This is a genomic window from Paenibacillus sp. fava2, from assembly GCF_058313675.1.
On record NZ_CM177755.1, the window covers coordinates 5,694,182 to 5,719,334 of the forward strand.

Sequence of the window (25,153 nt, forward strand, 5' to 3'; positions counted from 1 at the left end):
TGGGGCAAGCCCTCCCATACAATATGTAATAACTGAACAGCATCATTTAAAATGTCTTTGTATTTTTATACGGAGCTAAGTGAATGGAAGGTATGCAAAAAAAATATTAGGAGGTTCTATCATGTATTTAATCCGGCGTCTGTTCTCGTGGAGAATATCCAGTCCTGTGCTTTCGGGGTTATGCCGCTCCTTTATGTGGATGCTGCTGGGGGCCATCGTCCTCTCGCTTTTGCTGTGGGGCAGCGGAATGAAGGAACAGGATCTCGCGATATACACCTACATAGTCCACGGGATTGCCGCCGCCTTCGGGGGATTGACCGCAGGACGGAGAGCCTCAAGTAAAGGCTGGTACCAAGGCGCGCTGACAGGGGTGTTTTATGGCGTGATTGTCCTGCTGGTCGGATTTCTTGCACTGGACAGCTCGCCAGCCGGTATAGACGGCTTATGGGTGCTGGCAGCAGCGGCAATTGGCGCACTCGGCGGTATATTTGGCGTCAATTTACAAAAATCCTAAAAAATTTAATTTCGGAGAACCTGAAATCTTTTATTGAAAATATGGTACACTGGGTTCATCTGATTTGTTTTTGCTCGAGGAGGCTTTGACTACTTTGCTTTACCAATCCATGAATCATGTTGTGCTGTTTACGATCGTAATCGTAGTCCTGTTAATCTGGATCGGGTCCAGGCGCAATCCCTTATCAGCATTCTTAGAGCTCGGGAGGGAGCTGCTCCGCTCCTATAAGTTTTTATTAATTGTTGCCGGTATGATTAGTGTTCTAACCCTTAATAAATATGAACTGCAGATTGAGAAAAAAATGCATCTCGGCTCCGACTTCACCTCATTTATCTTCGGGCTTGAGGGGCACTTCGTCCAGCATGTCCAGCAGCTCTTTTATGCGCCGTGGCTGACACCGGTTATTGTGTTCTTCTATATTTTTATGCTTCAGTCAGTACTTGGCGCTTCGTTGGGTGTGTATCTGCTGGATAAAAACCGTGTCATGCTCTATGCAACCTGCTATACGATTATGCTGGTTTATGCCGTGGCAATTCCGTTCTATCTCTACTTTCCGGTCAATGAGGTTTGGGCCTATGCCCCGGCTGGTGTCCGGTTTACGATGCTGGATGTATTTCCGAGATTTGAACAGGAATACCGGCCGCTTTCCGGCCTGAACAACTGCTTCCCGAGCCTGCATACGGCCATTTCCGTTTCTACCGCGATCCTGGCTTACCGCTCCGGCAACCGGCGCTGGATGGCGATTACGACCATTTCAGCCGCACTGATTGTATTCGGAATTTTCTATTTAGGCATCCACTGGCTTACCGATATGATCGGGGGTACTGTACTGGCCGTCATCTCCACTACTGTAGCTGTCCAGCTGGCTAAGCTTACCCTTCGCAGCGGCCAGGAGAGCCTTACCGTTCCAAGCCGGGTCACCAATTCATAATCTTTCATCTGCACAATAAAAAAGCGGCGTTCCTCCATAAGAGAGAACGCCGCTTTTATGTACGTAATAAACGGAATTATTCTTTATCTTCCGCAATCGTAACTGCATGGCTGATCGACCCGCGGTCAAACGTCAGCTTGGTTACATCATTAACCCGCAGAACAACGATATCGTCGGACAGCTCAACAATCGTCCCGTGCAGGCCGCCGATCGTAACGATCTTGTCGCCCTTCTTCAGCGCTTTGAGCATAGCGTTACGTGTCTTGGTCTTCTTCTGCTGCGGACGGATCAGCAGGAAATAGAACACCACGAACATAAGCACAAACGGGCCTACCAGACCCAGTATGCTTCCGCTTCCAGTAGTAGCTGCTAATTGAAACATATTTCTCCCCCCTTTCAATATGCATGGAAGCACAATCTAGTTCTCTAGTACACTTATACTGCAAGTTAAGACATTTCTGTTCATGCTGCAATAAGACCATATGGTAAACACACAGTTGTACTAGAAGCCTTTAAGATTATCATACAATCCGTATTGTGCAAAAAACTCATCGCGGAAATCAAGCAGCCGGTCTTCTCTGATCGCTTCACGCACCTTGCGCATCAAATCCAGCAGGAACTGCAGGTTATGATAGGTCGTTAAACGCAGGCCAAAGGTTTCATCGGCTTTGATCAGATGACGTAAGTAAGCACGGGAATAATTCCGGCAGGTATAGCAGCTGCACTCTGGATCAAGCGGCCCGAAATCACGGGCATACTGCGCATTACGCACAACAAGTCTTCCCTGGCTGGTCATCGTCGTTCCGTTGCGGGCGATACGGGTAGGCAGGACGCAGTCGAACATGTCCACTCCGCGGATTGCACCCTCAAGCAGCGCATCCGGTGAACCGACGCCCATCAGATAACGCGGTTTATTCTGCGGCAGGAGCGGAACGGTATAATCCAGCACATCATACATAATCTGCTTGGACTCACCGACGCTGAGCCCCCCAATAGCATACCCCGGGAAATCCATGGAAGTCAAATCAGCGGCACTCTGGCGGCGCAGGTCTTCATACATGCCCCCCTGCACGATTGCAAACAAGCCCTGATCCTCCGGGCGGGCGTGAGCCTTGAGGCATCTTTCCGCCCAGCGCGTTGTGCGCTCCAGCGATTTTTTGACGTAATCATATTCCGCCGGGTAAGGCGGACACTCGTCGAACGCCATCATAATATCGGAACCGAGCGCGTTCTGGACCTCCATCGCCACTTCCGGTGACAGGAACTTCTTGTCTCCGTTGAGGTGGGAGCGGAAATGTACGCCTTCCTCGGTAATTTTGCGCATGTCGCTAAGCGAGAACACCTGAAAACCGCCGCTGTCCGTCAGAATCGGACGGTCCCAGTTCATGAATTTGTGCAGTCCGCCGGCTTCGCGGACAATATCGTGGCCCGGACGCAAAAACAGGTGATAAGTATTGCTCAGAATAATCTGGGCATCCATCTGCTTGAGCTCTTCCGGTGCCATCGTTTTGACAGTGGCCTGTGTGCCTACCGGCATAAAGGTCGGAGTCTCGATAATTCCGTGCGGTGTGTGGACTCTGCCCAGCCGTGCTCCGGACTGCTTGCAGGTCTTAATGTGTTCATACGTTATTGCTGCCATATATGTCTAACCCTTTCTCTTGCTTAATAAATAAACATAGCATCGCCGAAGCTGAAGAAACGGTAATGCTCTTTGATTGCCTCCTCATAAGCGGCGAGGATATGCTCACGACCTGCTAAAGCGCTAACCAGCATAACAAGGGTGGATTTCGGCAGGTGGAAATTCGTAATCAGCGCATTGACCACTGTAAACTGATAGCCGGGATAAATGAAAATATCCGTCCAGCCGCTGCAGGCTGTAAGCGGTCCGCCGTCCGCCTGTCTTCCGGCCGTTTCAAGTGTCCGGCAGGAGGTGGTGCCGACAGCAATAATCCGTCCGCCCCTTGATCTTGCTTCATTGAGCAGATCTGCAGTCTCCTGGGACAGCATATAAAACTCGGCATGCATGACATGTTCTTCAACCTTATCTACCGACATCGGCCGGAAGGTGCCCAGTCCCACATGAAGGGTAATATACGCGATATTTACCCCTTTAGCGGCGATCTGCTCCAGCAGTTCCTTCGTAAAATGCAGCCCTGCCGTAGGCGCAGCCGCCGATCCCTCATGGCGGGCGTATACCGTCTGGTACCGTTCACGGTCATCCAGTGTCTCCTTAATATAAGGAGGCAGCGGCATTGAACCCAGCCGGTCAAGAATTTCCTGAAAAATTCCCTTATAGATGAAGCGGAGTGTCCGTCCGCCCATATCAGCCTCTTCTTCAATAACAGCCTTGAGTTCATCGCTGAACACAATAACTGCACCGTTCTTCAGCTTCTTGCCGGGCTTCACCAGCGCTTCCCAGCGGTCTTCGCCCAGATTCTTCAGGAGCAGCACCTCTGCTTTGGCGCCGGTATCCTCCTTGACTCCGAACAGTCTGGCCGGAATGACCCGGGTATCGTTCAATACAAGGGTATCTCCCGGCTGAAACTGCTCCAGTATATCTGTGAAATGCCGGTGCCGGGTCTGCCCGTTCTCCTTGTCGACCATCAGCAGTCTTGAAGCACTGCGGTCAAGCAGCGGAGTTTGGGCAATCAGCTCCTCCGGCAGATGAAAGTCATAATCTTCTACGTTCATACTCTGTCTTCATTCCTTAACTATAGTAACGTTATTAAAATAGTGTTGCAATATTTGCCTATAATCATACCCTTTGTCCGCCATCCCCTTGACGCCCCATTGGGACATGCCGAGTCCATGCCCGTTACCCCAGCCGATGAAATAAAATCCGCTGGTTCCGGTTACGACTCTTGCGGCAGCATCCGCGCCCATGACAACCGTTCCGCTGGTATTAGCAGACACCTTGCCGGCAGCAGACAACACACCCGCAGTCTGCGATCCGCTGACTGTAGCGGTTTTGCCGTCAGCGCCTAATACAGTATAACTGCCGGAAGGTACAATATCAAACAAGGTGCTGGGCAATCCGCCCAAGGCAGACCGGAACAAATCCGGGTATTTCACCTGTAGGATTTCGCCATTTGCCTTCACCTGCGTTGCTCTGCCCGAAGGCCCGCGCTGCGTTACCTGCAGGCTGATAATCGATGATGGCAGAGCATTGCTGGTCTTGCCGCTCAGACTCTTAAGCAGCTCGGCTGAACTATAAGGCCCTTTGATCCAGCTGTAGCTGCCGTTTTCGTAGACCTGGTCCAGTACAACGGCGTTGTCACCCGGATTCAGCTTCCCTACGGGGCTGGCACTGCTCTCAATAACCGGCAATGGCCGGACATTCACATCCTTGGTTGTTGCCGTCGCAATGCTGAGTCCGGCCGCATTCCTGCTTCCGGTCAGCTTGATATTATCCTCACGGGCATAACCGGCCACACCGCTAGGCAGCAGGAGATAGTACCATTTCTTCGAGGTCCCCACCGCGGCCGCATCCTCTGAGCTGGGTACGCTGACGAAGGTATTCCCTCCGTTATTCCATACCTCGGAAGGGTCGGCTGTCTTGCCGCCGCTATTGGAGGAAAAGACCGCTTCGACCACCTTTCCGCCGCTCATCAGCACCTCGCCGGCTGTATCATCAACAGCCTTGGTGATTACCGGGGCTTCAGCGCCGATTCCGTTATAAACCTGGCTAAGTGTCGTATCGACCACATTCGCCACCTCAAATTTGTTGCCCTGGGCCCGCGCATAGCTTCTTGCAGCCACCGCCTGTGCCTTCAGCGCTTCGGCCGGCCAACCCGAGGAGACTTCGCCGCCGACTACAGCATACAGATACTGTTCCATGGGAACCACATTAATAACAGCCAGTGATCCGGCAAGTCCGCTCAGCTCCAGATCCCCGCGGTAGGTCCGTTTGGATCTTTCAGTGATCTGGATTCCGGATGTGTTGCCGGCCGCAGTAAACTTCGCTCCGCTGCCGGAGACAACATAATGAAACGCCTGATCCTGGCTCGTCCAGTCCATTCCGGCATCCGTGCGGATGATTAATCCGGGTGTGCTCACAGCAGTTGTCCCCAAAGAAAGCTGCGGCAGAGCTGCAGCTGCCTGTACCTGCAGAGCAGCCAGCTCACTGTCGTTCACCGCTTCTCCGGCCCACACCTGGAACCGGGCGCTGCCGTCAGCACCTGCCGCCAGCACCTTCCAGGCATCCATTCCGGCATCCGTTATACTCCCAAGCACCGTTTCCGCTTCCTGTGAGGTGGCAAAATCACCGGCCAGCAGATGCTTATTGCCCTTCACGGCTGCAGCCTGACCGTCCGGAATGGACAGGCCGGCCTTATTGACGCGGGCAAGCCCGTCCTTCGCGGCAGCTTCACTGGCATAAGGAGCCGTGTACAACTGGTATACACTGGCACCGGCGCGTGTTGTCATGAACAGCTGCGGTTTATCAGAAGTGGCCTGCAGCTTCTTCGCAGCATCGGCCGCAGTCTGCCAGGAGGAGGTCTCCATTACTTTAACCTTGTAAAGATCCAGACTCGCGCGGATTTTGTTATTGCCGGGAACCGGCAGCAGCGCTGTTCCGCCGGCCATCAGATTGAAAGCTTCTGCAGACTGCAGTGTAACGAACGGGACAGTCGATTTATATTTGCTGCCGATATCGGCATATAGGGCAACCCTGATCGGTGCGGATTCGGCGTAAGTGCCGCCTGCAGGAACAAGCAAACTTCCGGCGGTCAGCGCTGCCGCAAGCAGCGCCCGGCTTAGCTGCCTGGCAAACTTCATCATGTCATCCCCCTTGGAGTTAGTTGTAGGCTAAAAAGATTACTGTTCAGGACATAACCTTAATTCGGCTGCGGCGGAAGCGGCAGGCCCAAATGATGATAAGCGGCAGGAGTTGCGATTCTGCCTCTTGGCGTCCGCTGCAGAAAGCCGATCTGCAGCAGATACGGCTCATATACGTCTTCAATCGTCTGGCTTTCTTCACCGATTGTAGCAGCAATCGTATCGAGCCCGACAGGTCCGCCGCGGAACGAGGTGATCATCGCGTTCAGCATTTTATGGTCTATGCTGTCCAGGCCGCGCGGGTCAACCTGCAGCATCTTCAGTGATTCGGCGGCAATCTCCGGGGTAATAATCCCGTCCCCGCGCACCTGCGCGAAGTCACGGACCCGCTTCAGCAGGCGGTTGGCGATACGCGGTGTCCCTCTTGAACGCAGGGCAACCGCCTCTGCTGCATCGCCGACGATCTCAATGCCGAGCATTTCGGCACTGCGCGAGACGATAAAGCTGAGCTCGTCGATGGTGTAGTATTCCAGACGGCTAACCACACCAAATCGGTCGCGCAGCGGCGCAGACAGCAGACCGGCGCGGGTCGTGGCCCCGATCAGTGTAAACGGCGGCAGATCCAGCCGGACGGAGCGTGCGCTTGGCCCTTTGCCGATCATAATATCCAGGGCAAAGTCCTCCATGGCCGGATACATGACCTCCTCCACCGTGCGGTGCAGCCGGTGAATCTCGTCGATGAACAGCACATCGCCCTCCTGCAGATTGGTCAGCAGGGCGGCCAGATCGCCGGGCCGTTCAATCGCCGGGCCTGAGGTTGTCCGCAGATTTACGCCGAGCTCGTTGGCGATAATATTCGCCAGCGTCGTTTTGCCGAGTCCCGGCGGCCCGTACAGCAGCACATGATCCAGTGCCTCACTGCGCATCTTGGCGGCTTCAATATATATCTTCAGGTTTTCCTTCACCTGATTCTGTCCGATGTACTCGCCTAAATAACGCGGACGTAGGCTGAATTCCACCGCCTGCTCGTCCATCATCAGATTGGCCGATATAATCCGGTCATCCATTATTTATCACTCCGTTCTTCAACACTGTTAGCAGCCTCTTACTTGGCAATATACAGCAGCCCCAGCGCCTTCTTCATTAGCACATCGACAGTTCCCGTATCCGCGCCTTCCTTCTTCATTGTCAGCCATACACGGTCGAGCTCTGCTTCTGTATATCCCAGTGCTTTCAGTGCATCCCGCGCCTCTTCCCAAGGCAGGGCGGCAGCTTTCGCCTCCGCTTCAGCCGCTACCGCGAACAATCCGGTCTGGATCGGCACGGAGCTCAGTCCGTCCAGCTTGTCTCGCAGGTCGAGGATCATCCGCTGGGCGGTCTTTTTGCCGATACCCGGCAGCTTGGTCAGGAAGGTGATATTCTCCTGGTAGATGGCCGAGATCAGCTGATCCGGCGTCCCCCCGGTCAGAATGCCGAGCGCGACCCGCGGTCCGATGCCGGACACCTCGATCAGCTTGCGGAACAGCTTCTGCTCCTCCCGGGTCGGGAACCCGAACAGCAGCGTAGCATCCTCACGGGTCTGATAGTGGATATAGACCATTACCGGACCTTCCGCCTTGGCGAAGGCATACGGATTCGGGCAGAACACACGGTAGCCTACCCCTTGTATATCAAGCACAATATATTCGGACTCCAGATAAACAACCGGTCCTCTTAAAAAATCTATCATTTTCGCAATACCTCATTTAATTTGGAATTTAGACTCACGGAGTGGGCATGACACACTGCTACCGCCAGGGCATCGGCCACATCATCCGGCTTCGGTACAGCAGACAGCTTCAACAGCAGCTTCACCATCTCCTGCACCTGCTTCTTCTCGGCCTTGCCGTATCCGACGACCGCCTGCTTCACCATCATTGGCGTATATTCGGAAACAGGGAGCCCCTTCTGTACAGCCGCCAGAATCAGCACACCCCGGGCCTGCGCCACCGGGAGTGCTGTCGTTACGTTCCGGGCAAAAAACAGCTTCTCTATAGCAACCATATCCGGCTTATAACGGTCAATGAGCTGGACCATGCCCTCATAGACATGCAACAGCCGATCTTCCTCCGGCGTATGCGCCTCTGTCTGAATAGAGCCATATTGAACGGGTGTCAGTTTATTTCCTGTCTTATCAATAAAACCGAAGCCGACAATTGCCAGCCCCGGGTCAATTCCCAAAATACGCAAATCCGATCTCTCCTCTGCTACAGGCAGGATATTCCTCATTGACGGTCCATTGTCCGCCCCTAAAGCGAACATATGTATTCCTTCTAACCATTATAACAAAAATCCCCCTGGCGGGAGCATAAAATTTGCTTTCCCCGGAGATTAAGAAACAAAAAAAAGCGGATGCCCGGCTGCCCCGTTGCTGATCCGCTTTTTCAGTAATATAAATATAGTTTCTCTTATCAGTGCGGAATAATATCCTTCAGTCCCCCCAGAAAACGGCTGGAGGCATAACAAATCTCCCCGTTAGTCATCCGGATTTCACGGTTCTTCGTATCCACCTCGGCAATATTATCCTTATTGACGACAAAGGAGTTGTGACAGCGGTAGAACCGCGAGTCCATCTCCAGAATATCCTTCAGCTTGCCGTAGAACTCGACCTGGCGGTTTTTGGCATGCAGGATGATTTTGTGCAGCTGCGGCGAGGTCTCAAAGAATAAAATATCATTATAATCAACGCTGATCATCTTATCGCCGGATTTGGTCTGGAATTTCTTAATATTGTTATACTTGTTCTGCAGATAACGGGTGTTGGCAGTATCAATGCACTCAATAACGCGCTGGCGGATATCTGTAAATTTGTCCTTCGTTATATAATCCATTGCTTCTACCTTGTAAGTGAAAGTTAAATAGGTCAGCTCCGAGTGAGTGGTCACGAAAACAATGGCTCCCAGGCTGTCATACTGGCGGATCTCCGCGCCCAGTGCAATCCCGCTCTTCTCCTCCTGCAGATCCACGTCCAGAAAGTACAGCCCCGTCACCCGGTTATTCTGCAGATAGTCAAGGATATCCTGGGAACGCCCTGTGGAAATGACCAGCTTCATATCCAGATTCTCCATCATGATATAGTTCTCTATGTAACTGTTAAGCCGCTTTCTTTGTTCCGGGTCATCTTCGCATACAAATATCTCCAGCATTCCTTTTCCTCCAATCTAATACACTTCAAGTTCCTGAATAAACTGTCCGTCTTTCCTGTATGTATCCAGCGTAACACCGGCGCACTGGGAGACGATCTCCCTCAGGTTGCTCAGCCCGAGCCCCCGGCCCGTACCTTTGGTGGAGAACCCCTTCTCAAAAATCTGGTGCAGCTCGGGACCGTTCGGCTGGCAGCTGTTCGCAACGGCAATCAGCAGACCTCCGGAACGTTTGACCAGCGCAACACGCAGGTTGGAGGCTTCGCATTTGACCGCCTCCTCAATGGCATTATCGAGGATAATCCCAAGACACCGGCAGAGCTTGACGGAATCCATATTGATGGCTTCAATCGGCTCTACTGCCTCTACAACAGCGTCGATATGCAGCTCCTGGGCACGGATCAGCTTCGAGGACAGAATGCCCTTCAGCTCCTGGACCTTTACATTTTGCAGCGTCCCCAGCTTATAGTTGTTATTCTGCATCCCCTGGCTGATCGGAAGGATCTTGTGGTCAAAATAGGTACTCAGCCCTTCCAAATCCTTCGATCTTATGTATTCGGACATCGACAGCAGTATGTTGATATAGTCATGGCGGAATTTCTGCATGTCGGTGTACATCATTTCCAGATTGTCGGTGTACTCCAGGAGACGTTCATACTGCTCCTGCTTGCCCTGCATCGCAGCTTCTTTCATTACACTGCGCGTCAGCACCATGAAAACACCGATTAGGAGAATGAAATAAAATGCAAACAGCAGACTGTTCGCCTGAATATTGGCATCCGTAAATCCCTGCTGCTTCCCGATCAGAATATTGGCATAAAAAATCACTACCGTAATTACACAAAGTATGGCAAACAAAATCCCGTATCTGCGGAATAAAAGATCATATGCCTGGAATCTGGTGAAAAGAAACCGGACGGCAAAAACGAGAAGGATGGCAATCACGAAATAAGTAGGGTAGTAGTACATATTGTTCAGGAATCCCTCGTTGATCTCTTCCGGAGAGGTATTAAAGAACCTGATAAAGATACCGCTTGTTATGTAGTCGCTGATGACTGAAATAATTATCGCTATAATCGGAAAAATAATACTGAATACAATTCCCCTGGACTTCCAATAGCTCGAGGCAATACACAAAAGCAGAATAATGGCAATACTGGGGACACCGATCAAGATGTAGAGAGGATACCCGATACAAATAGCGCCTATGAACATTACAAGACTGAACTTTAGACTGAATCTCCGCTGATTTAAAATGTAAATACTCAAACAAAGTGTCAGCATTTGAGCGCAAACTGCAAGTAATTCCTTCAAAATCCCCTATCCCCCTCAGCATAAGTTCATTCTGTAATTTTATACAAGATTGGTACTTTAACCCTATCCATTTCATTGTAATTCATACAAGATAAACTAGTAAAGCTGAATAACCCAAAAAATCCCCCTATACCGGGGGAACTTTTCGGGTTCTATTAATTCCACTGTTATTCAGTATCGCTTGGAGTGAGTAGTTATTTATTGGCTGAGGACTTCAATAGCTCCATTGGAATTTTAGGTTCATGGAACAGCAGCGAGCAGCAGGTTTCCATTGCAATATCTCCGCTCTTGATTGCTGCACTTCTCACTGCTGCGGCCATACCGTCTTTTACCTCGTTAAACATTCTTTGCGTCATAGTTTTCATAATTGTTATAGCTCCTTTTCAATAGTTTATAGGTTATTGGCAGAATCATCATTACTTGAAGCAGAATTCCCGTGAGCAGTAAAGCCTTGACCGTGGGGCTTGGAATCACCAGAGCGGTAAATACAATCAGCAGACTGGACCTTGTTGTAGCCCTTCTTAATTTTTCTCTTCTTTCTTTGCCAAGCAGCGGAAATTTATCTGTATCCGCCGGTGCATACCGGTAAAGCAGCAATGTAGCCAGTAAACCAATGATTCCTACCTGTATGTTGTTGAACCTTATGTATTGTTCGCATAAATACGGTATGCCTATGAACATCGCAGTACTTGATATACTGCACATCAAGCTGCTGCTTGCATGGAGGCCAAATGCTGTTTTGCGGATCGCGAAGTAGGCGCCGTGCATGATTAATGTCTGCCAGAGCAGATGGAACAGGATTGCCGCTCCGTAGACAAGAACCATTTTACTCAGGTTAATCAGCAGCATTTCAAATCCCAGCTTCATTTTCAGGTAATCAATGTATTCCCCCTCACGCTCCTTGTTCATCCTTTGGGCCATTTTACAGGCCAGCGATTCGGTAAATCCCATCTTTACTGCTTCTTCAGCTTCCATCTTATTTGGTCACCTCTCTTGTCCTTAATATTAAACATTTTTCTGAGAGATTTACGGTTCATGCCCAGGAGGCCGCTTAGATGTACCAAATGCTGATATAAACGCAGTGGCATGTCCTAAATGTACCGAAATTATACGTACCTGTGAAAACGAATACAGCGCACTCTATGAAAAACGCCGCCGTACATCCAGAGAGTCCGGATGCGCGGCGGCGAATGGGCGGGTGGTACATATATTTTGCTCAAGTGTCGATCAGAACCTTCAGGACATCGCCCACCTCAATCTTTTGCGGGACGACCAGACTGCAGATTTCCTGATCGTTTTTCATAAAGGAGTAACCGGCCAGGAACGGGAAGTTTTTGAAGCAGACCTTGAAGACCTCCGTACCGAACATGGTCTCCGGCCTGATCCCGGAGATTTCATAAATGGAGTAATCCGCGAGCAGCCCCATCTTGAACGCCTTCCCCAGCGCCTCCTTGCAGCTGAAGAACATGTAAGCGAAACGGACGGACGAGCCATACCCGGCTATCAGCTCCTTTTCCCCGTTGCTCAGCATTTCTTCAATCGGTACTTCCAGCCGGATAGTCTCCATATCAATGCCTACTATATTATCCTTGGAGTAGACGACGGATAGCACATAACGCTTGGAATGGCTGAGACCTACCTCAACCGGCTGGTCTTTAATAATCGGATAACGCAGGCTTCCGTACTCAACCGTAATGCCGCTGAGCTTCCCTTTAAAGGAAGCGGACTGGCTGGCCAGATTTTTTTTGATCGCATAACGCCCGTACAGAAATTCCCTGCGCCGGCTCTCATTGCAGATATTGCAGTACATTATATACTCTGTTGAGCTTAATATTTCACTGGCCTCGAAGGCATGCTGCTCCTTCATATCGATCAGATGCGGACTAATCATGGCCTCATCCCCTTATCGTTCGCCGGCCTTTGATTTGCGGTGCCAATAATGAAACAGCAGCAGGTCCGCTACAAATCCGGCATTGATCAGCAGTATAAAGCTTAAGTAGATACTCTCTGTAATGGTATGGATCGGGTATTTGAACAGGATGCCTGCTGTAATCAGCAGACTGGCAAGCGCGCTGAGCGGCACTACTCCGGAGCTCCGGTAATGGATTTTGCGGTAAATGCCAAGCATCAGCATCAGAATTCCCGGCAGAATCAGTGACTCACGCAGCTCGCCGACATCAGGCATCGCCTCCCCGAAGGCATACACGGGGAATCGGATGCAGAGCACAAGTCCCGAAAGAATCAGCAGGGAATCTATCCATCTGCGGTGTCTGCTCAGGGCAATCGCATACCAGGCCCCGAATACATTCAGATAGGAAAGAGTCACCAGTATCAGCGCTGCCGCTATACTTCCGATGAACCAGTACGTATCTTCCGGGATGAACCGGTCCTTGCCGGTAAAGCGCAGGAACAGGAAGAAAAAGAGGCCGACCGCCAGCAGCTTCACTCCCCAGTAGGCCCTCATACCTGCACTGAACAGGCTGCGGAAGGCCTTATTTTCTCCGGGGGCGCTGAAGCCGTATTTACGGTACAAAAAATCATAGATAGTTCGCTGCATAAGATTCCTCTCCCAGCATATTGGATAATTGCTCGATGGACGGGTGCTCAAAGACATCAAAGAAGCTGATATCGGCATTGAACCTCTGGTTAATCTCACGGGCGATTTCCCACACTGTCACAGAATCGATTCCCTGTTCAAAGATGTTCGTCTGCTCATTCAGGGCCGCGCCGGGCAGGTAATGCTGGAGAATCTGGGCAAGCTTTTTGTTTTTGCTGAGAAAATGCTGTTCATATAACGCCCTTGTATCCGTTTTGCCGTTGGCGGTCAGCGGAATCTCCTGCACATATACAATCTTGGACGGTAGCATGTACATCGGCAGCAGCTGCTTCAAAACCTGGCCAAGCTGCTCGGAGCGGGTGGTGATTGCCAGGTAGATCTTTTTATCGCGGACAAAAGCATGGCAGTTCCGGATGCCCTGGGCACGGACGGTATATTCGATCTCCTGCAGGTCAATCCGGTAGCCGTTGATCTTTACCTGGGTGTCCTTCCGTCCCAGATAGACGATTTTGCCCTCTTCGTTCAGCCGGACAAGATCTCCGGTCTTATAGACGTCCCGGCCCTGCCACCGGATAAAGGCCTCCTTCGTCTTCTCGGAATTGCCCAGATAACCGATCGCTACCCCTTGTCCCCCGGCATACAGCTCTCCTTCCGCCGCACTCTCCCCGTCTTCATTCACAATGAATGTCTGCGTTCCATGAACCGGCGTGCCGATGGCAATCTCCTTCATCACGCTGCCCTGCTCCATAACATCAAGGGTCGTAAACACCGTATTCTCCGTGGGTCCATAGCCGTTGACGACAGTGGTATGCTTCAGCACCTCATTGACATGGGACAGGCTAAGCTGCTCACCGCCGACAATGACCCGGGAGAGGCTGCGGAACATTTCCGGCTTCTTGTCCACCCAGAAGTTAAACAGGGAGCAGGTGATCCACATGACGTCGATTCCCTGGCTGATCCGCTTTTCCACATGATAGATATTCAGAATCTCGGTTTTGGATAACAGTGAAATGGTCATCCCGGACAGCAGCCCGCCCCAGATTTCAATAATGGAAGCATCAAATTCCAGCGGACTGATGTGGGAAATGGTCTTCTCCGGTGAGAGTCCGAGCCGTTCATCTCCCAGCAGGCGGAGGACACCCCGGTCGGGAATGCCGACTGCTTTGGGTGTTGACGTGGTTCCCGAGGTAAACACAATATAGCAAAGCTGCTCCGCTGAACGGGCGGGAAAATCCCACATATCTTCCAGCAGAGAATTAGGCTGCAGCACTTCATTGATGGTGGCCTTAACCTGAATCGTACTGCGCATCGTCTGCTTGCGGCTGTCCGGATAGTCCTTGTTGATTACGGTATAGGCGGCTCCCGCCTTCAGCACCGCGACCATGGCCGCAATGGCCTCAATACTGCGCTCCAGCTCAATCGCCACCACATCATGAGCCTGGATGCCCTGCTCCTGGAGCTGGCGCAAATAGACATTGGACAGTGTATTGAGTCCGCCGTAAGTGATGGAACGGCTGCTCTCCGTGATAGCCGTCTTATCCCTGAAAGTCTGCATATTGCCCACTAAACTGCCTAGTATATTGTTCATTGCCCGTTTCCCCCTTTGAATTGGCCTGTCTGGCCGGCTGTAATGAAGCTGATAATGTGGCTGTATACCTGCTGCTCGAACTCATAGTAAAAGAAGTGGCCTCCCGGATAGGTGTGCAAGGAAATATCCTTCCCGGACAGGTCGCCCCAGTCCTGAACTGCGGTGACCGAGCGGTCCTCAAGCCCCTGGAAGACCGCAATCCGGACCTCTGCCCCAAACCTCCGGCAGCGGTACTGGTTATCCAGGTTATAGCGGTTCACTGCCGTAATATCGCTCCGCAGAGCCGGCAGAAACAGCTGGCGCATCTGACGGGAGTCGAACTGCCCCTCCTTGATCAGGCCGTAAATCCGGCAGCGTTCAAGCAGCGCATCATCATCCGGCTCCTCTTCATCCACCGCCTCAATCCGGTGCGGCGGAGTGGCTGCCATGAACAGCAGCCTGCTTACAGGGTAGCCGGAGTCCAGCAGTGCATGGGCAAGCTCATAGGCAATCAGTGAACCCATGCTGTAGCCCAGCAGTATCAGCTCCTCCTTGGGGTCCAGAGTCTGCCGCAGCGTTGAGAGCAGATCAGCGGTGATCTCCCGGATGGAGCTTAACGGCTTGCCGGAGAATCTTCTGCCATGGCCCGGATATTCCAGGGACAGAACCGTCAGCTCCGGGTAACCTGCCTGAAGCTGCTTCTGCAGCCCGGCGAACACATTGACATGGGCACCGGCATACGGGAGGAGGATCAGCTTCATCGTCCGGTACCTCCTCCGGAACAGGCGCCGGCTTCCTCCAGCTGGAGCAGCAGGCAGTAACAGTTGCCGTGCATCGAATACAGTACCGACGCGAACAGCCCGAAATCCCCGGGGCTGCTGCTCCACTGCTCCCCGCCGATTGTGCCGATGTAAGGATTCGGCCTGGCTACTTCCCGCCCCGACAGTTTACTGTGCGAAGGGCGGGTATCCAGCAGACGGCAGACACCGGTCAAGCCGTAATAGCCCACGATATAATGAATATCCTCCTTCAGGAATCCGCCCTTCATGTTCCGGTAGGATTTCTGCAGAGCCTTCAGGCAGGAGAACTCTGCCGTATCATCAATCTCATTGCCGCGGCCGTACAGCTCCAGAAAAAGTTCTGCTTCAGGTGATACCCCGGCCTTCTCCAGCGACCGGCTCACCAGCTTCTTCACCGCGGTCCGGTTGACCACCGGATTGCCCATGCTCCCGGAGGAAATATCTCTGATCTCGGCCAGGATAACATCACCATCCGCCAGCGCCAGCTCCCGCTCCTTCAGCAGGAAGACGGCGCCGCCTTCCGAGAAGTAACGTCCCGAAGCTCCTTCTTCAAACGGCTCCGTATAGCGTTCCTCCCCTGTTCCGAACTGGGACAGCTCATACGGAACCGGGAAGGTAACGGCACTCGCTCCCCCCGTCAGAGCAGTATCGAACTCGCCCTTGCGGATTTTGGCGTAGGCGCTGTACATGGAGCTGATCCCCGAGGTGGAAGCCTCGCTGATCAGCTGGACGGCAGGGGTGCAGCCCAGCTGCAGCAGCTTCAGGTAGCCCAGCGGATCAATAAGCTTCACAGCATGCCGGAAGTCTTCCCCTTCTACGCCCATTAAGGCGTATTTGGACAGGATATCCGTCTGGGCAGTTCCGACTGAGACAAGCAGGCTGTTCTTATGGCCCAGCTTGTTCCGGTCAGCCAGCGTCTGCATCAGGCTGAGTGTGATCCGTTCGCTGGACAGCAGGAATCTGCTGTCCTCCTGCGGCACATGCTCCAGCCTGAAGCGTTCTTCGACGGAGGTATAGAATATACCGTCGAAGCAGGACGCCTCTGCCTGCTCCTGGTTATAGTTCCGTGCAAGCTCCAGCATGCGCTGCTCCCAGGCTGCGTCTTTGCGCCGGATCAGCTCTTCCGGGCTCCCCGATTCGCGGTTCGGGTAATCACAGATATAATCGACGATAACGACTCTGCGGTCATCCATTGGCTTCCTCCAGCAGGTCTCTGACGTATTGGCTGAGCTGGGTAATGGTCGGATAGATGAACACATCCGCAACTTCGATATCAATCTTGAACTGCTCCGCTACCGGACCATAGATGCCGAAGGCTTTGAGCGAATCGCCTCCCAGGTCCGTGAAGCTCTTGTTGACATCGATCTCGTTGCGGTCCAGCACCGAGGCGAAGACGACCGTAATAAATTGCTCCACTTCATCCTGGCTTTCAGTTCCGGTGATCTTTAAAGCGGAGTACTCCTTAATCTGAATGCCTGCAGCCTCTTCCGCTGTTGCATCCGGTGCAGGAGCGGCAGCTGCAGTGCCCGCATACTGCTCAGGCAGGCGGATGTATCCGCCAAGGTATTCGGCAGTCCTTGCTTTGTTGAATTCGCCGGCAATCACTTTACCAAACCGCTTGTCCAGCGAGAGCCGGATGTATTCTCTTCCGGCTGCCGACGGGAGCGACTTCATCAGCAGCTGTCCGTCTGCTGCAGCCAGATCTCCGAACTGCAGCGCCATTCCGGTTTCTTTCCAGCCGGGCCACTGCACTGTAGTCGTTGCCTTGTCCCGGAAGCCTTCAAGAAAAGCGTTAGCGAAGGTGTAGGAGAACTGGCCGGCCGACCCGGCAATGGTCGTCATGGAGGAGCTGGCAATGAAGAACTTCAGGGGCTGCCCGGCCAGATATTTGCGCAGCAGCAGCGTTCCCGTTACCTTCGGGGAGGCTACGGCAAGAAACTCCTGTTCCGATTTCGTGAACAGCATGCCTTCCTCCGGCAAGCCTGCCAGATGAATAACCCCGGAGATGGTCTCCGTACCGGCCAGAGCGCCGATGACCTGCTTAACCTGCTCCTCGTCCGCCAGATCACAGCTGTGGAAGGTTACATTGGCCCCTTTGCCCAGTACCTGGTTCATGCGGTTCAGCCTGTCAGACTCCTGTTCAGTCAAGGAAGTCTGGGCCTGCAGCACAGACCGGGCATCCTTACGTCCCAGAACCGCAATGTGCAGCCACGGCTGGCGCTCCAGCAGAACATCGATATATTCAAGACCGATACCGCCGTACCCCCCGGTAACAATGACACAGTCCCGTTCACCCAGCTGTAGCCCCGAATCCTCAGGCAGCCTGACAACCTCCGTTAACGCTTCCTCATACAGCCGGTTCCCTTCATACAGCAGCTTGAGGCCATTCAGCTGCTCCTGCCCGGCGATGGCCAGGATGGTTCCCAGGTCGAATACCTTCATGTTCAGCATCTGCGTCTTAAAGCCGGTATTCTCCAGTCCCGGAACTCTCCCGGAGCTCAGCAGGGAGTAGTTCAGCGGATTAAGCGCGGAGTCTGCATTCAGGGCAAATCCGTTATCCGCAAGGAACACTACCGTTCCGCCGCGCTTGACCAGCGAAGGCACCTGCTTGGCGAAATGGAAGTAATGCAGCATCTCCTCTTCTATGCTGCCGCTGTCAGGCACGTCGGCTTCATACCAGGGGGCATAGATAACGATGTCATACTTGCTGTCTGGCTTGAAGGCAGAGATCCCGCTGTAATCCAGCAGCTCCACTCCTTCCTGCTGTTCAGCCGCGGCTAGCTCCAATGCCTGTCCGTTGCTGATAACCAGGACGGATTTGCCGGCGGCAGCTGCGGTTGTCTCAGGCAGACGGAAGGCGGAAGGACTCCAGCCCACCTCGTGCAGATGAGGCTTGAAATAGGCATTGGCGAAAGCCTTCATCACATATTTGTCCAGATACGCGATTCTCTCTCCGGCCTCGTTGTAGACGGATACGTTGCCCGAGATAACCTCATGGTCCCCTGCAGTATCGTAGAGGAGCTCTGTCCGCGAATAAATACGGCTGGTAAACGGTTTGCCGGTGTAAATAAATTTGCCGTAGGACAGCGGAAGGTAGCTTTTGCCGCGGGCCTGGGCACGCTCATATACCATTGCGCCGAGGATCCCATCCAGCAGGGAAGGATGCAGATGGAAGGCATTCAGATCGCCTGCATACTGTTCGTGAAGCGTCAGGGACAGCAGGATCTCGGAGCCGGACGGGCGGGCCAGACGGAAATTGTGTTTGGCAAAATCCCAGCGGCCCTTGAAAAAGCTGTTCTCTTCCGAGCCGAAATTCGCGGTCAGCAGCTGCTGCTCGAACATCGTGCTTATTTCCGCTCCTTCTGCCGTATCCATTCCCGGCTCCGCCGCTTTAATCGTAAAGGAGGCGTGTGTCACATAGTTGTTCATGTCCTGATTCTCATAGGAGAATACTTCAACCTCCAGCTGTCCCGAGGACGGCTTGCCCACCTGGATCTGAAACTCCCGGTACGTATCCTCAAGCTGGATCAGATTTTTGAAATACAGCTTCTCCAGCTGGAATGCGGGAGTTCCGAAGTAGAGCACGGCCAGCTCGGCCGCCAGCTGCGTATAGGTCGTCCCGGAGAAGGTCCGCTGGCCGCCGATCCGGTGATCGTCCACAAACCAGTCGTCCGGCGACAGCTGTACAGAATAGACGTCGGAGCGCCCTGTCTTCAGGGTCTGCTTACGGATCAGTGTTGAGGCAACAGGCAGGCTGGGGCCGGAATTGGTGTAAATATTATGTTTTCTGACATTTGCCCAGAGCACTTCCCGTTTGAACTCATAGGTCGGCAGGGAGAGCGTGATCCCGCCGCGGTACGGATACAGCTCCAGCGCCTGGCTGTAACCGTCTAGATACAGCTGGATCAGTTCACTTGTCAGGTACTGGTCGTAGCCGGTTTTGAGGCGGTGCTGCATCAGCTTTCTCATGTCAGCTGTAATCTCCCGGTGCTCCCCCTGGAAGATTCCGTCCGCCGGCTGGCCGCCGGCCAGAACACCGACTGCTGTACGCAGCCTGCTGATGAATTCATCAAGGGTAGCTGCTTCAAAGCCGATTCCGGTTTTAAAATGATTCCGTTTATGAACGAGCGTATAAGAGATGTTGTGCAGGCTGAAGCACTCCAGCCGGCTTGCCTGGCGCACAAATTTATTCAGCAAGGCAAGGAGCTGGTCATGGGACTCAGCCGTGAAGACAAAGGGGTACGGCTCCCCAGGCTGGAACGTTTCCTGCTGGCGCTCATATTCCTCCAGGACGATATGGGCGTTGGTGCCGCTGAATCCGAAGGAGCTGATGCCGCCGCGGCGCGGGTACTTGCCTTTTTCCCATCTGCGGACCTTGGTAGGAATATAGAAAGGGCTGTCGACAAACTTGATATATTCATTCGGAGATTCGAACGTCTGATTCGGAAAAATCTCCTGATTGCGCAGCGCCAGCGACATCTTGATCAGTCCGCCGACACCAGCTGCACCTACTGTATGACCGATGTTTTCCTTAAGGCTGGTGAGGGCGCAAAAACCTTTTCTGTCCGCATGCTGCCTGTAGGCATCCGTAAGACCTCTGACTTCAATCGGGTCACCGAGCTTGGTGCCGGTGCCATGAGCGTCAATGTATTCAACAGTCTCAGGCGAGATGGAGCTGCGTTCATAGGTATCCAGCAGCAGGTCCTTCTGGGCATGCGGATTAGGCGCGGTCAGCCCGTTCGATTTGCCATCGCTGTTGATCATGCTTCCGCGGATTACCGAATAAATGTTGTCATTGTCGGCAATCGCGTTCTTCAGCCGCTTGAGGATGACAATACCCACACCTTCGCCGAAGATCGTCCCCTCTGACTCAGCATCAAACACCTTCAGGAAGGAACGTGAGGTCTCTACATTGCTGTACTGGTCCAGCACGCTGCCCTGGCGGGGGAACAGGCCGAGCGCAATTCCGCCGACAATCGCGGTGTCGATCTCCTTGTCTCGCAGCGTCTTGACGGCGAGATGCGCGGCTACCAGCGAGGAGGAACAGGCCGTATCAATGACAAAGGAGCCGCCGGACATGTTGTAGATATAGTTGAGGCGGCTGGCCAGAATGCCTTCCCAGCAGCCGGAATTGACATAATTGGAATCCTCTTCGATTTCCGAGCGGTAATTGGCGGTAATTGATTTATCCTTGCCGATATAGATGGCCGTCTTGCTGTCCTTGACGGCATCCAGGCGGATCCCCGCATCCTCAAGCGCCAGATAGGAATGCTTCATGACCAGACGGTGTGTCGGGTCGATATATTTGGCCTCCTCCGGGGAGATGCCAAAGAACTCCGGATCAAAGGTATCAATATCCTCCAGATACGCCCCTTTTTCCCGGCACAGCCGCTGGAGAAATTCCTCCGGGGTCGTCTTCAGGTGCTCGGCGCCCTTCTGCAGGTAATCATGATCCTTCGGAATGTACGGAATCCGGTTCTCCGGAAATTCCTTGAACCCTCTCATACCGTGCTTGACCGCCTGATAGAATTCATAGGTATCTTTTACATTGCTGTATTCGCAGGAGATGCCCACGATAGCGATATCATCGGGAATAATCTCTTCCAGCAGGGCCTTGCCTGCTGCCGAGTCCAGATTGCCCTTTTTTACCTGATCAAATATATATTCGCCTGCTCTCATTGCCTTCGCCTCTTTCAAGTTTATTGAACTGTATTGCTATATCTTCTGAAATCTCAGGAAATCAAGCAGTTCAGCAGCGTCAGGTGATGCAGCTTCAGGCACCGCCTGCTGTACCGGTGTCCCCACGGTCTGTTCTATGAATTCAGCCTGTCCTCTAATGGTCGGAATGGAAAACAGAGTCGTTACATCAAAGCATCCGGGAAACAAGCGGTTGAGTTCATCGCACAGCTGCACAATGGAGATCGAGTCTCCCCCCTGCTCAAAAAAGCTGAGCTCTGCATCATAATGGTCTTCACCCAGCGTCCGCTTCCACGCTTCGGCAACACCTTGCATGGCCGGGATGCCTGCTCCGGCCGGCCGGGATGCCGCAGACGGCCTGCTAAAGACGTCTGCGGCAGGTTCAGGTCTGCCGAACAGGGACGAATAATCCTCGGCCGGCGCCTTAAGCTTCAGCATGGAAGCCTGCAGTACGCCAGAATGAACGAACCGGTCAATCAGCTTCACACCCTCCCGGCTGTGGAGCTTCTCAAAGTAATAGTCTGCCTTCCCGGCCGACATCCCGACGTCCTCCCAACCGGTCAGATTTAAAGTCCGGACACGGCCTCCTTCTGCCGCCAGTCCTGACTGGTACGCATTCGCGGCACAATATTCCGTCTGTCCCATGGCTCCGATCAGACCGGCGACGGAAGCAAAGTGAATGATCTCCCGGGCATGTCCGAAGTATTTGCCGAGCAGATAAGAACCTTGAATTTTGCTGCGGGTCCGTTCGCAGAATTCCGCCTTTGTTTTGTTGACGAACAGCCCCTTTGCCGGCTCCCCGGCAAAATTAAGCACATACTCCACATTTCTGCCTTGTCCTGCGGCAAAGGCCCGGACCTGTTGCTCATCCGTAATATCCAGTGTGAGATAGCGGATATTAGCGGGTGGAGATCCGCCTTGCCACCCGGGGCTGCGTCCGGCTGCAATGATGTCCGTGTCAGGATAGGCTGAGGCCACATAACAGGCGTATTCTCTGCCGATGCCCGAACCGCCGCCGATAATCAGGAGCGTCCGTCCGGCCAGCTTGCCGGATTCGCCGCCCCACAGCTTCAGACTTTTGAAGCGGAGGGCGTGATAATTTCCGTCTCTGAGCACAATCAGCTCCTCGTTGTGATAGCTGTTGCGGACAAGCTCCAGTGACCCGAGCACCGGCTGGGCATCAATCAGCCTGATCCTGAAATTCAGCTCCAGACGCAGGGAGTAGATGCCCATCGCCACACTGCGGCTGAGCGCATTCATCTCATCCCGGCTGAACAGCCCGGTGCCGATGTAATGAAACTCCTTCAGGCAGTTAGAGCGGTTAAGCTCCACCAGCCAGCAGCCGATTCCAAAGGTCTCTTCTGCTACAGCGGCTTCATCGTAGTAGGGTTTGTCCCATAAAAAAATCCTCTGGGACGTTATTGCCGACGGCAGCAGCTGCTGCAGCTCGGAGATATTCTCGAAGTAATGAACCGGCCCATCCGGCGCAAGCCTTCTCTGCAGCGAGCGGTGCATAATCAGCAGCGGCACCTGCGGATCTTCCTGCTCCTTGAATACCGTCTCGACATAATACTCCTGCTTGAAATAATCACCCCGCGGCTCCCCGCCTGTATTCAGAGCATTCTTGACCTTGTAGTTCCTGACTGAAATGACTGCTCTGCCTAAGCTGTCATACAGGGTAATATCCAAAGATAATATAATATTGCCTATGTTATCCGAAGTTTTCTCCCGGATTCTTAGATCCGAGTAAAACTCGCTGCCGCTCAGCGCACCGGTGCTGAAATCAATTTCGCTCCACAGCCAGGGGAACAGAATCTCGCCGGGCACTGCCATCCGGTTCAGTGCGTTGAATGCCGGGTCCAGAAGAGAAGGATAGAAGCTGTATAAGCCAAATTCACGCTCATAGCCGGAAGGTGCCTTCAGCTTGACCAGCGCACGGTCCCGCTCCGCACTGACCCAGAGCCTGTCCACGGTCTCCCATCTCCCTGAGACCTGCAGCCCGCCTCCTTGCCCGTCTCCGACCTGGCTGGTGACCTCAAGCTCCTCCAGCTCCTCCAGTCCCATATCCTGGATAAGCCCCGCAGCAAGTCCTTCAGCCTGGCGGCCGGCTCTGGGTACCAGCTCAAACTGAAGCCAGTTCCGGAATTCTCCCGCTGCGGAGTAAGAAACTGTACCCCGCAAAGTCAATTTATCAAGAACAACGTTAATCTTCAGCGCTTCCTCACAGGTAGAGAGCGGTGCCAGTATATGCAGATTACGGATATTGAACGCTTCCAGGCCGTAAGCGGTGGTTTGCAGGCCCTGGGCAAGAATTTCAAAGATCGCTGTGCCGACCATCAGATGGCTGCTGCCAAAGATATGCTCTCTGATCTCCCAGCATTGCTGCATGCTCAGCGGAAATTGAACACACAGTGTATGCTCCGTTTCCATACGCTGGAGAGGATGGCTGACTGCAAAGGAGTTGCGGTCAAGCGGGAACCAGTAAGGCCGCAGCTGCATTTCCAAAGGCTTGACCTTCCGCTCCCCCGCCCCCTCATAGCCCTCCAGGATGACATGTGCATTCGTTCCCGTCATGCCGAAGGAGCTGACGCCGGCAAGCGAACACCGGCGGAGCGGGCTGCTCTTGTCCGGGATAAAGAATACAGATTGCTCGAAATCAATCTCGCTGTTCGGTATCCGGAAATTGGGATGCGGCAGCAGAATACCACGCTCCAGGCTCATCACGGACTTGATCAGTGAGAACAGGCCGGAAGCCACATCCAGATGTCCGAAGTTCGACTTACAGGCAGTGAGCGCCACCGATTGCCTGTTCACGCCATGCTCCAGAAAAAACGGGGTCAGGCTCTCGAACTCGATGCTGTCCCCGACCGCTGTACCAGTGCCGTGAGACTCGATAAACGCCAGCCGGTCCAGCTGATCTGCGAACGGGCTCCAGGCTTCCTCAATCAGGCCCTCCTGGGCAAGCGGATTTGGGGAGGACATATTGACGGTATGCCCGTCATTGTTGACAGCATAGCCTTTAATCAGCCCATAAATATAGTTGCCGTCCCTCTCCGCTTCCCTGCGTCTTTTGAGGATGACCGAGCATACGCCTTCCCCGATGGAGGTACCGGTGCTCCGCTCGTCAAAAGCCTTGGTCGTTGCATCGGCAGCCAGAATATCAACCAGCTTGTCCGCTTTCTCACCGGGTTTGATATACAGGTTGGAGCTGACAATTACCGCATAATCGGTAATACCCCGGCGCAGCTCATCAGCTGCCTGGATAACCGATACGAGTGAAGAAGAACAGGCCGTATCTGTCATGACCGCAGGCCCTTTCAGATCAAAGATATAATTGATCCGGCTGGCTATAGTTGAATTCAGCATGCCCAGCAGGTCGGGAGTCAGGCCCAGCGCCTGCAGCTGCAGCTGATACTGGTACTGCTGGGTTGTATTGACACTTCCGTAGACGCCGGTCCTTGTCCCCCGGATGGATTCAAGGCAGCCGCTGTCATTCAGCGCCCTCGTAGCCGAGAGCAGTGTCAGGCGCTGATTCGGGTCCATGTACTCCGCGCTTTTCTGGGCAATATGATAATATTTATGATCAAACTGATCGATGGCCGGGAAATAGGAGCCCTCCATATAAAGCTCCCCGTTCCCGGACAGCCCGCTCCGCTTCAGCCGCTGGCCGGGAAACTGCCCCTTGGACACCTGCCCTGCGCTTAGAAACCGCCACACCTCCTCCTGATTGCGGCAGCCAGGCATGGACAGATCCAGACCAATGATTGCTATATCATCTTTACTCAAGCTCATCCACCTCATTCCTATAAACGCAT

At 53.2% G+C, this 25,153-nt stretch carries 20 protein-coding genes; 2 read left to right on the top strand and 18 right to left on the bottom strand.

Annotated elements, in window-relative coordinates:
- Window positions 1-121 precede the first annotated feature (121 nt).
- A complete protein-coding gene (locus tag AC4G46_RS25050; RefSeq protein ID WP_491125094.1) occupies window positions 122-514 on the top strand; it encodes a TIGR04086 family membrane protein in 393 nt (130 codons plus the stop codon).
- Window positions 515-599: 85 nt separating this feature from the next.
- Window positions 600-1,445 carry a phosphatase PAP2 family protein gene (locus AC4G46_RS25055; RefSeq protein WP_491125095.1) on the top strand — a complete coding sequence of 282 codons (846 nt, stop codon included), beginning with the start codon at window positions 600-602 and terminating at the stop codon, window positions 1,443-1,445.
- Between the two features lie 76 nt (window positions 1,446-1,521).
- Here the strand turns inward: AC4G46_RS25055 and yajC are convergent, their stop codons facing one another.
- The 18 genes from yajC to AC4G46_RS25145 form a co-directional block, all read right to left on the bottom strand.
- A complete protein-coding gene (yajC, locus tag AC4G46_RS25060) occupies window positions 1,522-1,827 on the bottom strand; it encodes a preprotein translocase subunit YajC (RefSeq protein ID WP_491125096.1) in 306 nt (101 codons plus the stop codon).
- 120 nt (window positions 1,828-1,947) lie between these two features.
- Window positions 1,948-3,084: a tRNA guanosine(34) transglycosylase Tgt gene (tgt, locus tag AC4G46_RS25065; RefSeq protein WP_491125097.1), complete on the bottom strand. Its 1,137-nt coding sequence runs from the start codon at window positions 3,082-3,084 to the stop codon at window positions 1,948-1,950.
- 23 nt (window positions 3,085-3,107) lie between these two features.
- Window positions 3,108-4,136: a tRNA preQ1(34) S-adenosylmethionine ribosyltransferase-isomerase QueA gene (queA, locus tag AC4G46_RS25070; RefSeq protein WP_491125098.1), complete on the bottom strand. Its 1,029-nt coding sequence runs from the start codon at window positions 4,134-4,136 to the stop codon at window positions 3,108-3,110.
- Between the two features lie 9 nt (window positions 4,137-4,145).
- A complete protein-coding gene (locus tag AC4G46_RS25075) occupies window positions 4,146-6,224 on the bottom strand; it encodes a SpoIID/LytB domain-containing protein (RefSeq protein ID WP_491125099.1) in 2,079 nt (692 codons plus the stop codon).
- A 56-nt stretch (window positions 6,225-6,280) separates the two neighbouring features.
- Window positions 6,281-7,288: a Holliday junction branch migration DNA helicase RuvB gene (gene ruvB / locus AC4G46_RS25080; RefSeq protein WP_491125100.1), complete on the bottom strand. Its 1,008-nt coding sequence runs from the start codon at window positions 7,286-7,288 to the stop codon at window positions 6,281-6,283.
- 38 nt (window positions 7,289-7,326) lie between these two features.
- The gene (gene ruvA / locus AC4G46_RS25085) at window positions 7,327-7,950 is read right to left on the bottom strand and encodes a Holliday junction branch migration protein RuvA (RefSeq protein WP_491125101.1); all 624 of its coding nucleotides are present in this window, start codon (window positions 7,948-7,950) and stop codon (window positions 7,327-7,329) included.
- Window positions 7,947-8,450 carry a crossover junction endodeoxyribonuclease RuvC gene (gene ruvC / locus AC4G46_RS25090; RefSeq protein WP_491125102.1) on the bottom strand — a complete coding sequence of 168 codons (504 nt, stop codon included), beginning with the start codon at window positions 8,448-8,450 and terminating at the stop codon, window positions 7,947-7,949. The genes ruvA and ruvC overlap by 4 nt, the downstream gene beginning before the upstream one ends.
- 221 nt (window positions 8,451-8,671) lie before the next feature.
- The gene (locus tag AC4G46_RS25095) at window positions 8,672-9,406 is read right to left on the bottom strand and encodes a LytR/AlgR family response regulator transcription factor (RefSeq protein WP_090712524.1); all 735 of its coding nucleotides are present in this window, start codon (window positions 9,404-9,406) and stop codon (window positions 8,672-8,674) included.
- Between the two features lie 15 nt (window positions 9,407-9,421).
- Window positions 9,422-10,672: a sensor histidine kinase gene (locus tag AC4G46_RS25100; RefSeq protein WP_491125103.1), complete on the bottom strand. Its 1,251-nt coding sequence runs from the start codon at window positions 10,670-10,672 to the stop codon at window positions 9,422-9,424.
- A gap of 239 nt (window positions 10,673-10,911) precedes the next feature.
- Window positions 10,912-11,082: a cyclic lactone autoinducer peptide gene (locus AC4G46_RS25105; protein ID WP_491125104.1), complete on the bottom strand. Its 171-nt coding sequence runs from the start codon at window positions 11,080-11,082 to the stop codon at window positions 10,912-10,914.
- Window positions 11,054-11,692: an accessory gene regulator B family protein gene (locus AC4G46_RS25110; RefSeq protein WP_491125105.1), complete on the bottom strand. Its 639-nt coding sequence runs from the start codon at window positions 11,690-11,692 to the stop codon at window positions 11,054-11,056. The genes AC4G46_RS25105 and AC4G46_RS25110 overlap by 29 nt, the downstream gene beginning before the upstream one ends.
- A 241-nt stretch (window positions 11,693-11,933) precedes the next feature.
- The gene (locus AC4G46_RS25115) at window positions 11,934-12,608 is read right to left on the bottom strand and encodes a 4'-phosphopantetheinyl transferase family protein (RefSeq protein ID WP_491125106.1); all 675 of its coding nucleotides are present in this window, start codon (window positions 12,606-12,608) and stop codon (window positions 11,934-11,936) included.
- Between the two features lie 12 nt (window positions 12,609-12,620).
- Complete coding sequence (locus tag AC4G46_RS25120; protein WP_491125107.1) at window positions 12,621-13,274, bottom strand: hypothetical protein; 654 nt, start codon at window positions 13,272-13,274, stop codon at window positions 12,621-12,623.
- Window positions 13,255-14,862: a non-ribosomal peptide synthetase gene (locus AC4G46_RS25125; RefSeq protein WP_491125108.1), complete on the bottom strand. Its 1,608-nt coding sequence runs from the start codon at window positions 14,860-14,862 to the stop codon at window positions 13,255-13,257. Before AC4G46_RS25125 ends, AC4G46_RS25120 begins: the two co-directional genes overlap by 20 nt.
- Window positions 14,859-15,602, bottom strand: coding sequence for a thioesterase II family protein (locus AC4G46_RS25130; protein WP_491125109.1), 744 nt, complete (start codon window positions 15,600-15,602; stop codon window positions 14,859-14,861). The genes AC4G46_RS25125 and AC4G46_RS25130 overlap by 4 nt, the downstream gene beginning before the upstream one ends.
- Window positions 15,599-16,834: a beta-ketoacyl synthase N-terminal-like domain-containing protein gene (locus tag AC4G46_RS25135; protein ID WP_491125110.1), complete on the bottom strand. Its 1,236-nt coding sequence runs from the start codon at window positions 16,832-16,834 to the stop codon at window positions 15,599-15,601. The genes AC4G46_RS25130 and AC4G46_RS25135 overlap by 4 nt, the downstream gene beginning before the upstream one ends.
- Window positions 16,827-21,320, bottom strand: a complete 4,494-nt coding sequence (locus AC4G46_RS25140) for a beta-ketoacyl synthase N-terminal-like domain-containing protein (RefSeq protein ID WP_491125111.1) — start codon at window positions 21,318-21,320, stop codon at window positions 16,827-16,829. The genes AC4G46_RS25135 and AC4G46_RS25140 overlap by 8 nt, the downstream gene beginning before the upstream one ends.
- Window positions 21,321-21,356: 36 nt before the next feature.
- Window positions 21,357-25,124 carry a beta-ketoacyl synthase N-terminal-like domain-containing protein gene (locus tag AC4G46_RS25145; RefSeq protein ID WP_491125112.1) on the bottom strand — a complete coding sequence of 1,256 codons (3,768 nt, stop codon included), beginning with the start codon at window positions 25,122-25,124 and terminating at the stop codon, window positions 21,357-21,359.
- Window positions 25,125-25,153: the final 29 nt, after the last annotated feature.